The 12,717-nt window shown below is 45.2% G+C and carries 10 protein-coding genes and 1 pseudogene; 6 read left to right on the top strand and 5 right to left on the bottom strand.

Features of this window, described 5'->3' with window-relative positions:
* Positions 1-39 precede the first annotated feature (39 nt).
* The 3 genes from tig to VST71_09545 all read right to left on the bottom strand — a co-directional run bounded on the left by tig (position 40) and on the right by VST71_09545 (position 4,119).
* Positions 40-1,323, bottom strand: a complete 1,284-nt coding sequence (gene tig, locus VST71_09555; protein MEC4685960.1) for a trigger factor — start codon at positions 1,321-1,323, stop codon at positions 40-42.
* Positions 1,324-1,557: 234 nt separating this feature from the next.
* Entirely contained in the window at positions 1,558-3,654 is a 2,097-nt protein-coding gene (fusA, locus tag VST71_09550) for an elongation factor G (GenBank protein ID MEC4685959.1), read from the bottom strand.
* Between the two features lie 36 nt (positions 3,655-3,690).
* Positions 3,691-4,119, bottom strand: a complete 429-nt coding sequence (locus tag VST71_09545) for a SoxR reducing system RseC family protein (protein MEC4685958.1) — start codon at positions 4,117-4,119, stop codon at positions 3,691-3,693.
* 149 nt (positions 4,120-4,268) lie between these two features.
* Here VST71_09545 and VST71_09540 point away from each other — a divergent pair, with 149 nt between their 5' ends.
* Positions 4,269-4,562 carry a Dabb family protein gene (locus VST71_09540; protein ID MEC4685957.1) on the top strand — a complete coding sequence of 98 codons (294 nt, stop codon included), beginning with the start codon at positions 4,269-4,271 and terminating at the stop codon, positions 4,560-4,562.
* Between the two features lie 197 nt (positions 4,563-4,759).
* Here VST71_09540 and VST71_09535 read toward each other — a convergent pair whose 3' ends face one another.
* Together VST71_09535 and VST71_09530 are read right to left on the bottom strand one after the other, a co-directional pair.
* Positions 4,760-6,685, bottom strand: coding sequence for a hypothetical protein (locus VST71_09535; protein ID MEC4685956.1), 1,926 nt, complete (start codon positions 6,683-6,685; stop codon positions 4,760-4,762).
* Between the two features lie 208 nt (positions 6,686-6,893).
* Positions 6,894-7,967, bottom strand: coding sequence for a radical SAM protein (locus VST71_09530; protein MEC4685955.1), 1,074 nt, complete (start codon positions 7,965-7,967; stop codon positions 6,894-6,896).
* A 558-nt stretch (positions 7,968-8,525) separates the two neighbouring features.
* Between VST71_09530 and VST71_09525 the strand changes: the two genes are divergently transcribed.
* From VST71_09525 to VST71_09505, 5 genes and pseudogenes are all read left to right on the top strand, one after another.
* Positions 8,526-9,287 carry a response regulator gene (locus VST71_09525; GenBank protein MEC4685954.1) on the top strand — a complete coding sequence of 254 codons (762 nt, stop codon included), beginning with the start codon at positions 8,526-8,528 and terminating at the stop codon, positions 9,285-9,287.
* Positions 9,288-9,387: 100 nt separating this feature from the next.
* A pseudogene (locus VST71_09520) lies at positions 9,388-9,714 on the top strand (response regulator).
* A 102-nt stretch (positions 9,715-9,816) separates the two neighbouring features.
* Entirely contained in the window at positions 9,817-10,251 is a 435-nt protein-coding gene (locus VST71_09515) for an NAD(P)H-dependent oxidoreductase subunit E (protein MEC4685953.1), read from the top strand.
* Between the two features lie 168 nt (positions 10,252-10,419).
* Positions 10,420-10,803 carry a (2Fe-2S) ferredoxin domain-containing protein gene (locus tag VST71_09510; protein ID MEC4685952.1) on the top strand — a complete coding sequence of 128 codons (384 nt, stop codon included), beginning with the start codon at positions 10,420-10,422 and terminating at the stop codon, positions 10,801-10,803.
* A gap of 57 nt (positions 10,804-10,860) precedes the next feature.
* Complete coding sequence (locus VST71_09505; GenBank protein ID MEC4685951.1) at positions 10,861-12,708, top strand: NADH-quinone oxidoreductase subunit NuoF; 1,848 nt, start codon at positions 10,861-10,863, stop codon at positions 12,706-12,708.
* The last annotated feature ends 9 nt before the right edge of the window (positions 12,709-12,717 follow it).

Here is a 12,717-nt window from a genome sequence, read left to right as displayed (position 1 = left end):
AGATTAGTGCCGGTCTTCTACTTTTAGTTTATACGGATACTATTCACTATCACTGGTCTTTGCATCACTGCTCTCTACCTTATCACTCTTAACTGCTTCCCTGACAGCTTTTTGAAATACAATATCAAGGGCCTTCTCCCTGACAATATTCTGTCTGAATCCACTCATGGCGCCCTCATTCTTGAGGTACAAGTCTACGAAGTTCTCCGGACTGAGATACATGCTGCCTGCAATCTCAACTATTCTCTTTTTCATCTCGTCTTCTGTAACTTCCACCTTCTCCTTCTCTGCAATCACATCAAGGAGTATATTGGCCTTGACATTCCTGACAGCCTGCTCTTTCAGATCCTCCCTCGCCTTTTCAACATCGAGTTCCGGGTCCTTCTTCTTCTCTTCACCAACGAGTGCATTAAGCTCCGACTCAAGGAGACTCTCGGGGAGGTCAAACTCATTGTCCTTCACAAGCTGTTCAATAAGCTCGGCCTTCTGCCTGTTCTCGGACATCTCTTTCTTTACATTTTCAAGAGACTCCCTGACGGCTTCCTTCAGTTTTTCCAGGTCTTCATATCCAAGGTCCTTGGCAAAGTCATCATTCAGATCAGCCTTTTTTAATCTCTTCACCTCATTAATGCTCCCTTTAAGGGTGAGGGTCTTGCCGCAGAAGTTCTTATTGACATAATCATCGGGAAATGCTGCGGAGACCTCAAAGGGCTCCCCCGCCTTTCTGCCTTTTAATGCCTCGGATATCTCCCGGGGAATTATATCACTGCCAATCTTGATAAACTGGCCTGTAACCTTCTGGTCCTCCTCGACAATCTCATAATCAACCACCACCAGGTCTCCATCAGAGATGGTATCATCAACCACCTCATAAGTGGACTTCTCCGTCAGCAGACGCTTGGTGGTCTCCTCCACTTCCTCATCAGTTACATCAACGGTCTCCTCTTTTACAGTATACCCCTCATACTTCAGGTCTTTTATCTCCGGAAGGAACTCCACTGTAAAAGTCATCTTCAGGGGTGTTTTCCTCTTGAAATCGTACTCCTCAAAAACCGGGGCTGCAACTGGAAAGAGGGCCTCCTCCTTGATCGCCATGACATAATACTCTGGAATCAAGCGCTCTATCACGTCCATCTCCACGTCTTTCCCGTATCTCCTCTCAAGCAGAGAAAGCGGCACCTTGCCGGGCCTGAATCCGGGGATTTTCGTGGTTCTACCAAGATTCCTGAGTGCCTCTTCTATCTTATGCTCAAGAACATCAGCAGGTATTTCTACAACAAATTTCTTTTTAGTGGGATTGATATCCTCAACAGTCTTCTGCATCTTGCCTCCTGCAAACAATATTTTGTCTTTTAATTTAAAAATATACGGGTATATTTGTCAATTTCAGGAATATCCCGAAATCCTTACAACTGAAAATCTACAGGTTCCGAAGGGACTCACAGGCAGGGTTTGAGCAGATTTAAAACTTCGTCTCCATGCAAGAAAACAAAGGTTTTATCAAAATCAAAAGGAAGACCTTTCAGAGAAGACCTCCACCTGCAGGCGTACTGCCTTTTATTCCTTACCTGGTTCTTTTTCCGCCTTTCTCTCTTCAATAAGCTTCTGTGCAATGTGTCCGGGCACATCTTCATAGTGAGAAAACTCCATGGAATATATCCCTCTGCCGGAGGTGAGGCTATGAAGCTGGTTGGCATATGTAAGCATCTCCGCCATGGGAACAAGGGCCGTTATCTTCTGGTTTCCCCCGGCCTGGGGCTCCACGCCCTGAACCTTTCCCCTCTTTGCATTCAGGTCTCCGATAACAGAGCCAAGGGCATCATCAGGTGTGGTCACCTCAACCCTCATAACGGGTTCAAGCAATACCGGGTTCGCCTCTGATGCAGCCTTTTTTATGGCCATGGAGCCTGCGATCTTAAAGGCCATCTCCGAGGAATCAACAGAGTGATACGAGCCGTCAAAGAGCGTAACCTTCACATCAACCACTGGATAACCTGCCAAGGCACCCGCCCTCAGGGTCTCAACAACTCCTTTCTCTACTGCAGGGATATACTGCCTCGGAATCACGCCACCGACTATCCTGTTGACAAACTCAAATCCTCCGCCCCTCGGCAATGGTTCTATCTCAATCCAGCAGTCTCCATACTGTCCCCTTCCGCCTGACTGCTTCTTGTATTTTCCCTGTGCCCTGGCCCGCGCTCTTATAGTCTCACGATAGGGAATCTTCGGGGTCTTCATCTCTACATCAACACCGAACTTTCTCTTTAATTTCTGAATAGCTATCTCGACATGCACCTGCCCCATACCTGAGAGCAACATCTCGTTTGTCTCCTCATCCCTGTGAAACCTCAGGGTCGGGTCCTCCTCAAGCATCCGGTGCAGACCTGAGCTGACTTTTTCCTCATCGCCCTTGCTTTTTGGCGCAATAGCATAGGATATAATTGGCTCAGAGAACCTTACTTTTTCAAAGACCACGGGATTTGCCGCATCGCAGAGCGTATCCCCGGTATTGGTTGTCTTCAGTTTTGCCACCACCCCTATCTCCCCCGGGCCAAGGGTCTGAGTGGGAACATGCTTTTTCCCGAAGAGATAAAAAACCTGACCGATTCTCTCCTTTGCATCTGATGAGGCATTATAGACTGTTGAATCAGCATTAAGGCCACCCGAGTAAACCCTCATAAGGGTAAGCTTACCTGTAAACGGATCGGCAATGGTCTTGAAGACATAAGCTGAAAAGGGTTCATTCTCGTCCGGCTGCCTGAGCACCTCAGAGCCGTCATTGGGATTTCTGCCCCTGACAGGACTGATCCGTGCCATCTCCCCAGGTGAGGGAAGACACAGGACTGCTGTATTCATGAGCAGGTCAATGCCCCGGTTCTGTGTGGCCGAACCACAAACCACCGGGATAAACTTCCTGGTAAGGGACCCCTCTTTTACACCCCCGAGAATCTCTTCTTCCGTCAGTTCACCACCCTCAAGATACCGTTCAAGAAGGGCATCATCCGATTCCGCTATCTTTTCTACAAGCTTTTTCCTGTAGTTCCCCGCATCTTCCGCAAGCTCTGAGGGCACGTCAATCTCTTTTGTCCCCCCCTCTTCAAAACGATATGCCTTCATCCTTACTATATCCACAATACCCTCAAAGGAAGCACCCTCCCCCATCGGGATATTCAGTGCAATTGCCTCTGTCTCAAAAGATTTCTCCAAATCACTGATTGCACGTGTGAAATCGGCATTCTCCCTGTCCATCTTGTTAATGAATATAATCCTCGGCAGTTCAAACTCACAGGCATATTTCCATATCTTCTCAGTCTCCGCCTTGACACCTGATATTGCGCTGACTATTATTACTGCTCCATCCGATACCCTCAGACAGCCCCTTGCATCCTCTATGAAATTAATGAACCCGGGGGTGTCTATGATATTCATCCTGCAGGCATTCCAGTCACAATAGGCAACTGCAGAAGATATGGTGATTTTGCGTTCTATCTCTTCAGGATCAAAATCGGTTACAGTATTCCCTGCCTCTACGCTTCCCATCCTGTCAATGGCACCTGCACTATAAAGTATGGCCTCCACTAAAGAGGTCTTGCCGGCACCACCATGTGCCACAACCGAAAAGTTTCTGATCATGGAAACATTATGTTTAGCCATACAACCCCCTGTTTTTAACGGAATTCAACAGTTAATTTACTCGAGTATCTCTTCGACAACGGGTTTATATTCCGTATTTTTCTCCATCCTCAGACTGAATAGTCTGGCAGCAATGAAGGTCAAAATAAAGAGACCGAATCCACCAACAGCAGAAAGCAGGTCAGGATCAACTCCACTAAAGATGCGGGGAAGGAACTCCTTGCCAAGTACCGCTCCGATTATGAGCGCAAGTGCCGGGAGACCATAAATAAGGATTGTACCCTTCAGATATGTATAGGACTTAAATACAACCTTGACCTTCTGACCCTCTTTTGCCTTGGCGATATTGAGGGCCTCTATAAGTGCCCCGTCATCGGAAGAACCGTGACATATGCCCACGCTACACTTGTCACAGGCACTCTTGCGCTCAACAAGAACCTTTGCAATTACCCCCTCAACACTCTCTACAATGCCGACTTCTTCCATAATATTGTTATTTTAACATAAAGAACTTTATCTCTACCATGCGGCTAAAGATCTGATGCGTAAATATCATCATTAAAAGTGTTATAATAAGTTTTTAAAACACACTATAGTACTGATAACACTGGAAGAACTTCCCGAAAGGAGCGGAGATGTTAAAACATATCGTACTTTTCAAACTGAAACCTGAGGCATCAGATGAAGACCGCCAGCAGCTTGTCAAAGATTTACGGGGCCTGAAGAAAACAACAGAAGGTATTATGAAAGAATGCGTGGTAGCTCTCGATGTATTGCCTTCCGATAGATCATATGACATTGTCCTTGACTCTACGTTCGATTCGCTTGAACACCTGCAACAGTATCTCGTTCATCCCAAACACATGGAGGTTGTAAAAAATATCAGACGGCTTTGCGCCTCTGTAGCCAAGGTAGATTACGAAATATAGAAACCGGAGCCTGTCTGAAAGCTCTATGAATGTCACTCCGAACTTGCTTCAAACTTCTTTCATGGCTTCGTATCCAGTTGTCTTTTTATTAGTATATACCTGAATAACTTCAGCATGACAAGTGTGTTATTTACTTTACAGAGAGTCTTCTCAACTCTGTTTTTGTCGCTGAATCCGGGGCTCAATTCCCGATTACATCAATTTTTATTCTGTTCAGACTTTCTGATCCAGATTTCATTGTCGTCAATCATCCTATAAAAAACAAAGTTCTTTTTGAGATAATCCAGGACTATAGGAAACCTGACTTCATTGGAAAAGCCTTCAAAGTTAAAACCACTGACAGAATTATACCAGTCACTGTTTGTATAGAGGACATACCTGATATTTGCCTTCTTTAAATCTTCAACCACTTCCTCCTGATAAAAATACGGCATAGCGTACAACAACGTCGGGAACCGCGTCGGTGCCGGCTGGTCAATAAAATAATACCAGCTTGCCTCATTTGTAAAAGTAAAAAACTTTTCATCATCCTTAAGATTATTTTTCAGAAATGTTATAGTTGCCTTATATTTATCAAGAATAAATTCAGAGTCTTCCACTTTAACCGGAAACCGCTTTGTAATCAAATCTTTTTTATATATCCTGTAAATACCACCTACAGAACTTACAACAACTATAAAAGTGATTGCATACACGAGAACCTTCCTGAATGCGTTGAATCTTTCTCTCTGAAGAAAACCGTGCAGATAATGTTTTATCAGGATATACAAGGACAGTATGTAAGTCAGGGGAGAACTGTAGGCAACGTGCATCCAGTCAGAACGCCCCAAAGCACTCTTGTAGAAGAATATCGACATCAGTAACAAACAGAATTCTATAAAATACTTCCGAATGAACTCTCTGAACGCAGGCCTGACTTTCCCGTCATTCAGATACAACTCCTGCAGGAATTTATAGGCAACCCAAAAAGTATTTGCTGCTATAAGGACACAAACCGCCAAATAAGCTATCTGTTCAATAGGATAGATTAAACCACCCTGTAACTCCCTATACTTAGTCAAGGTCAGAAAAGTAAATTCAAAAAAATCGTAAAAAGCTCCGCGGAACAGGACATTCAACAACAGAACCGCCGCCAGAAGCCCAAGGAATGAAGCTGCCAGATAATGACGTCTCAAAGGACTTTTGTGAAAGAAGACAAAGTATAAAATTGGGGATACAATCAGATAGGTCACAAACAGATAAATTCCCCTGTCAGCAGCATAACCGAACGAAGCCAGAGGAATAAAAGAAAAGAAAAAAACGCTTATCAGGAATTTCTTCGGATTAATCTGTTTCAGGTCCGAAAAACGGTACAGTACAGGAATGGTTAGCAGAAATGAAAACGTGGTTATATCCATGGATTTAAAAAAGATTAATCTTCTTGGAAGACCAAAAAGGTGTTTATAGAAAAGGGTCAGAGTCAGGAAAACAAAAAGGTAGTACAGATAATTGCCACGGAATATCTGCATCAGGAAAATGGCAAGCAATACGAATAAAAAAGCTTTAAGGATAGACTCAAGAGCCCTGACCGAACCAATTGACTTCCCGAAAAGTTTAAAGGCCACCACTGAACGGACAGGATTCTCAAAAACACCGTGCAGAAACAAGAAATCCTTATATGGAACCTCCCCGGCCATATACGACAGGGCAGGCCCCAGAGTCTCGCCTTCGTGCATTGCATCGAATTTCCCGGTAGAACGGTAGTTCGGAATATTAACTGCGGATATAACTGCAAAAAACAACAGGATTACCGCAAAGATTTTTTTATTCATTGACGGTAACGGTAAAACATCTAGGGAATCATGTTCAGAAAAATCCGAGTTCTCCCTAAAACAGATACGGTTTAAACCACCTATGTTCAGAAGGTACATCAGGAAGAGCACCAGTAAAGGCATGAATAAGAAGACAGCAAACCTGACCGAATCATTGGTAGGATTATACTCTGCAACAGTAAGCACCCCCGTGACACCCCAAGGGTTTGAATACGGAAGGGTTATCTTATCCCAGAAAAACAAACCAAGAGAAACACCAAGAACAAATACTGCAAGCAGGAGTAAAAACTTTATATTTTTGCCCTGTTTCATAGTGTAGATAAAAAAATAATTACGTTTAAATTTACGTTTAAATTAAAGAAAAGGGACCGGATACGGCAATTACTTTTCCGGTTCATCTCAAACACATGAAGCTTGTGAAAAACATATACGGCTTAGCTCCTCTGCGATTATGGTAGACTGCGAAATACAGACATAGCCCCGGCTCCAGTGACAACCGGGTTCAGAGTTCTCGTTTTTTTCAGGATTCTTTCCGGTTGAAAAGGGCATTTAAATACCTTGTTCTGTACGAACCGCGTGAAAAAATTGCCTTGGGTTTACCTGAAAATATTGCGCTTGGCTCGAAGTAACAGTGTAATAGGCATCCCTTGCAGTTATCTGAAAAGGCTTTGTAACTCCCAAGCTCTTCCCAAAGTTCCTTGAAATTTTTATTCTTGTAAGAATCAGTGAGCTCCCTGGAAAACTCGAAGCATGGCCCCAGTCTTCCATCCGGGGATATGCTGCACTGCAGATAAATCGCTATACACTTCATCTTTGGCACTTTAAACGTGTACATTGCATCAAGCAGCAGATCGCTCATCATCACCGGATAACCCTTATCCCGCAACTCCCTCAGTTTTGTTATCGTCTTCCTGTAATGCTCGATACTGCCGTACACCTCACCGTAGCGCCTGGAGTACTCCTCCGGACTCCTGTAATCAAAATGTGTCAGCAAAGGAGAGAACGTAAGCGATTTTATCCCCAGCCTTGTAGCGATTTCCACTATGTCGTCAAGTTCATCATATGTAATCCTTGTCAGAATTGTATTAAATCCAACGTGCGGAATCCTCCCCACGGCTGCCTTTATCCCCTCTATCACGGTATCATTCAGAACCTTTATTATTCCCATGTCTTCAGGAACGTTCGGGTTTGTGGTGTCAAACGAGAAAGTCAAAACGTCCACGTGATCCGCTATCTCGTCAATTCTCTTTGATACAAGAGAACCGTTTGTGACAAGTTTGGCTACCATACCCCTCTCCTTTATCCGCTTCAGGATTTGCGGAAGGTCTTTTCTTACAAGGGGCTCACCTCCGGTTACGGCATAGGCCACACAACCCGCTTCAGCTACTTCATCAACGAGTTTCAGAATCTGATCGGTATTCAGTTCCTCAGTCTTGTCATTCCAGACTGAACAGTAGGAACACTTGTAGTTACACTTGTGGGTTATCCTGTGTCCAACCTTGATCAGATTCCTTTTATTGAAAAGGTTGAACTGGATTGCTGCATTCAATGTTCTGGCAAAGTTTTTTAGTTTAAAGCCGCTGTCGGTTTTCATGATGTGCCCTTTAATTGAATGGTAAATGATAGGGATTTACTTCTTACAAGCATATATAAAGATTAGCACAAAAGATAAAAAATTTTCAACACTGCAAACCCCGGAACACTTTTCAAGATTCAACTCTACATTTGAGTTCTACCGGCTATGGTCCTGTAGCCTTGAAATGCCCGTTGCACCTGCGGTTTATCCCATATGCTGTTTCCGGATGATTTCTGTTTGGTGTCTCAAGAATAAACCGGATTTTGTCTTATCCTCGATAATACGCAGGGTCTACAGTTAAGACATGTGAAGAGACTTATTCAGAAGCATTATCAACCATGGTCAATACCTTTAAAACAAATCCTCCGTTCAGTGAGGGATGGACGAATTTCAGTGTATGATATATAATGGTAAGAGTATATATTTTCTATACACTGAATCGTGATATATTATGGTTAGAAAGGGGAGTCAAAAAAAAATTTCCTTATTTTTCAGCTGTTTCATCAGCCGTCCACACTCGCCTGAAGACTGGCAAGGGAATTGCTATAACCTGTCTTGTAATGAAAGGAGGTAACCATGGATAAAGGAAAGATACTTGTACTTGATGACGATCCTGTTGTGACGCTTAGCTGCAAGAGGATACTCGGGGCGGAGGGTTACAATATCACTGCAGTGGGCAAGGGTGAGGATGCACTGAGACAGCTTGAGAAGGAGGAATACGACATCCTGATTACCGATATACGCCTGCCGGACATATCAGGGATTGAGGTCCTGCGTGAGGCACGAGTCATTCAGCCAGATACCGATATTGTTGTTATTACCGGATACCCCACACTGGAAGATGCAAAGGAATCCATAAGGCTTGGGGCCTTTGAGTATATTGAAAAACCTTTCACTCCTGATTTCATGTTAAATGTTGCCAGGAAGGTATTTGACAAGAGGGGATGGATCCTGAGACAGGCTTATATAGATGAGTTCCGGGATTACCTGGTGCCTCTGCGGGACAAGGAAAATCCCGTAATATTTTATAAGGAAGGTGTATGGGCAAGGCCGACAAAGACAGGACTCTGGGAGATAGGCTATGACCTGAGATACGAGATGGCCGCAGGAGAGATGCTTTATGTCGATTACCTGAAGGTAGACAAGGTGAAGGCAGGAGAACCATTTGCCAGGCTGCTTACCGGCTCGGGAAAGATTGTGGATATAGCCTCACCAATGACCGCAGAGATAAAAGAGACCAACGGGAAGGCCAATGACATCATCTGTTCCCTTCTCAAGGAACACCTCTCGGAGGGATGGCTTGTATGGCTTGCAAAGGTGATACCACTGGAAATGTAAACTGATGATTTTGCCTTGCTTTGATTATCCTGTCAGGATTATGCAAAGCAGGTGAACAAATTCATTAACTCGATAAAAATTATATTATGGAGGTTATTCTATGGCGGGGAGTGTCTTGGTAGTAGACGATGAGACGGTTGTTATAAAAAGCTGCGAGAGGATACTCGCTCCGGAGGGATACAGTGTCCAGGGTGCCACTAGGGCCAGCGAGGCCATGGATATGATAAAAAACGGGGACTTTGACCTCGTTATTACCGACCTCAAGATGCCCGAGGTAGACGGAATAGAGTTAATACGCTGGATAAGGAAGACCAGCCCTGGAACGGGTATAGTCGTTATCACAGGTTATCCCTCCCAGGAAAGCATAAAAGACGCCCTTGAGCTCGGTATCATAGATTATCTGCCAAAGCCCTTCTCTCCCCAGCTTCTGATTAATGTAACTGAAAAGGCCATCGCTACCGTAAAGGCAACTTCGGGAAAAGAAAGGTCTGAGGCGGAAGAAGATATAGAGACAAAACTGAAGGACATAATGGAGGTTATAGAGAAGTACAAAACCAAACCCGGGGCGTTAATCCCTGTCCTGCAAAAGGTACAGGGGGTACTCGGATATCTGCCCCCTGCTGTACAGCGTATCATAGCTAAAGAACTCAACCTCCCCGTCAGCGAGGTGCATGCGGTCGTCTCTTTCTATTCATTATTTACCATGAAACCCAAAGGAAAACACAACGTAAGGGTCTGTCTCGGCACCGCCTGTTATGTGAAAAGGGCCGCTGAGATACTTGAGAAAGTAAAGGAATACCTCGGGATTGACGAGGGGGGGATCACGGAAGACAAAAAGTTCTCCCTTGAGACTATACGGTGTCTCGGTGCCTGCGGACTCGCTCCTGTTGTGGTTGTCGACCACGACATATATGGGAGTGTTGACCCTGTCAAGGTAGCTGAGACAATAAAACAATATAATTAGTGTCTGTGTATAAATGTCTTTTTGTCGTCATGCCGGACTTGATCCGGTATCCGGAAAGCATTGAAAACACTGGATTCCGGCTTAAGAACTGCCGGAATGACAGATAGAGAGGGTGTCGTGAGAAAGACCTTCATCCTTTAGCTTAATGATCAAAAAGGAGGCCGCACAATGGCAAAACTTACGGTAGAAGATCTAAAAAAGATTAAAGAAGAATACAAGGCAAAAACAGCCCTCAGGGAAGGGGCTTTCAGGGCAAGGGTTACAGTTCATATGGGCACCTGCGGTCTTGCAGCAGGGGCAAGAGAGATAATGAACGTTATACTTGAAGAGTTAGAGAAGAGCGGGGCCACAGATGTGGCTGTAAACACCTCCGGCTGTGCAGGGCTTTGCAGCCGTGAACCGATGATCACGGTTCAGATTCTGGATGAACCTCCTGTAAAATACTGTGACCTCAATGAAGAGAAGACAAGAAAGATAGTTACTGAACATATCCTCGGAGGAAAGGTCGTGGAAGACCTGGCTCTCGTAAGGGGATGCGAGACATCCTATTAGTTTTTTGCAGTATTTTTCGTATTTCGTATAACGATAATGGAGACGGAGGTACCATAGATGGAAAGATACAGGGTAAACGTGATGTTGTGCGGAGGAACGGGATGTATAGCAACCGGAAGCCTGAAGGTCAGGGATGCCCTGATTGAGGAACTCAAGAAGAGGAAGATGGAAGATGAAATATCAATAACACTCACAGGCTGTAACGGCTTCTGTGCACAGGGGCCGATCCTTATAGTACACCCCGACGAGATTTTTTATGAAAAGCTCAAGCCCGAAGATATACCTTATTTAGTAGAAGAGCATTTCCTTAAAGGCAGGCCTGTTGAAAAATTCATGTACCATGAGCCCCTGAAAAAGACAACCGTCCCTTCCATGAATGAAATACCCTTCTTCAAGTATCAGGTATTGAGGGCCCTCAGAAACAAGGGCCTTATTGATCCCGAAAACATCGAAGACTATATTGCAAGGGATGGATATATGGCGGCTGCAAAGGCCCTGACGGAGATGACACCGGAGCAGATAATAAAGGAGCTGAAAGATTCAGGCCTCAGGGGACGCGGCGGCGCAGGTTTTCCAACAGGACTCAAGTGGGAACTATGTTCCATGGCCAGGGGAGATCAGAAGTACATACTCTGTAATGGTGACGAGGGCGACCCCGGAGCATTTATGGACCGCAGTATCATGGAGGCCGACCCGCATGTTGTGCTTGAGGGGATGATAGTAGCGGCAAAGGCCATCGGGGCAACAAAGGGTTATATTTATGTCAGGGCAGAGTATCCACTTGCTGTCAAGAGGCTGCAGCTTGCCATAGACCAGGCAAATGAGCTTGGGCTTTTGGGTAACAATATTTTAAACTCCGACTTCAGCCTTGACATAGAGATATACGAGGGAGCCGGGGCCTTTGTGTGTGGTGAGGAGACAGCCCTTATGCGCTCCCTTGAAGGCAAGAGGGGCATGCCCATACCCAGACCTCCCTTTCCGGTAAATCAGGGCCTGTGGGGTAAGCCGACTGTGCTTAACAATGTTGAGACCTATGCAAATATCCCGCAGATCGTCCTTAACGGTGGTGGATGGTTCCGCAATCTCGGCACGGAAAAATCAACCGGGACAAAGGTCTTTGCGCTTACAGGGGCGGTTAACAATATCGGACTGATCGAGGTGCCGATGGGCACCCCTTTGAGGAGAATAATATTCGATATAGGCGGTGGAATAAAGAAGGGCAGGAAATTCAAGGCAGTACAGCTCGGGGGACCATCAGGCGGCTGTGTCCCTGAACACCTCCTTGATACACCTGTAACCTATGAGGATATAGTCAAGACAGGAGCCATTGTCGGGTCCGGTGGAATGGTTGTAATGGATGACTACAACTGCATGGTAAACGTGGCAAAATTCTTCCTTGAGTTTACCGCAGATGAGTCATGCGGCAAATGTTCTCCCTGCAGGATAGGGACGAGGGTAATGCTTGACAAGCTGATTGAGATTACGGAAGGCAGTGGGCAAGAGGATGATATAGGACTCCTTGAGGACCTCGCAGGCGATATTATAAAGACATCGCTCTGCGGGCTTGGTCAGACGGCGCCAAATCCGGTACTCACCACAATACGGTATTTTAAGGACGAATACGAATCACATATACATCAGAAATGGTGTAAGGCAGGGGTCTGCAGGGATCTCTCAACCTTCTACATAGATGCGAAGGCATGTAAAGGCTGCGGCGTCTGTGCAAGGGCATGCCCCCAGGATGCGATAACCGGAGAAAAGAAAAAACCCTATCTGATAAACCAGGCCCTCTGTATCAAATGCAGGACCTGCTATGAAAAGTGTAAATTTAATGCTGTCAAGGTAGGACCAAGAGATATGTTTAAGGGGGAGGAAATGCAAACGACAGTTGAGAGTAAGGAATAAGGCTGCAGG

The organism is Nitrospirota bacterium, from assembly GCA_035873375.1.
Lineage (GTDB): Bacteria > Nitrospirota > Thermodesulfovibrionia > Thermodesulfovibrionales > JdFR-85 > BMS3Bbin07.
The sequence above is the reverse complement of the archived record's forward strand: the minus strand, read 5'-3'. Positions and strand labels throughout refer to the sequence as shown.

Bases quoted from the DNA above. Each gene is read 5' to 3' on its own strand.
- VST71_09535 (MEC4685956.1), bottom strand. From the start codon at position 6,685: ATGAAACAGGGCAAAAATATAAAGTTTTTACTCCTGCTTGCAGTATTT.
- VST71_09525 (MEC4685954.1), top strand. From the start codon at position 8,526: ATGGATAAAGGAAAGATACTTGTACTTGATGACGATCCTGTTGTGACG.
- VST71_09515 (MEC4685953.1), top strand. From the start codon at position 9,817: ATGGAGGTTATAGAGAAGTACAAAACCAAACCCGGGGCGTTAATCCCT.
- tig (MEC4685960.1), bottom strand. From the start codon at position 1,323: ATGCAGAAGACTGTTGAGGATATCAATCCCACTAAAAAGAAATTTGTT.
- VST71_09530 (MEC4685955.1), bottom strand. From the start codon at position 7,967: ATGAAAACCGACAGCGGCTTTAAACTAAAAAACTTTGCCAGAACATTG.
- VST71_09510 (MEC4685952.1), top strand. From the start codon at position 10,420: ATGGCAAAACTTACGGTAGAAGATCTAAAAAAGATTAAAGAAGAATAC.
- fusA (MEC4685959.1), bottom strand. From the start codon at position 3,654: ATGGCTAAACATAATGTTTCCATGATCAGAAACTTTTCGGTTGTGGCA.
- VST71_09540 (MEC4685957.1), top strand. From the start codon at position 4,269: ATGTTAAAACATATCGTACTTTTCAAACTGAAACCTGAGGCATCAGAT.
- VST71_09505 (MEC4685951.1), top strand. From the start codon at position 10,861: ATGGAAAGATACAGGGTAAACGTGATGTTGTGCGGAGGAACGGGATGT.
- VST71_09545 (MEC4685958.1), bottom strand. From the start codon at position 4,119: ATGGAAGAAGTCGGCATTGTAGAGAGTGTTGAGGGGGTAATTGCAAAG.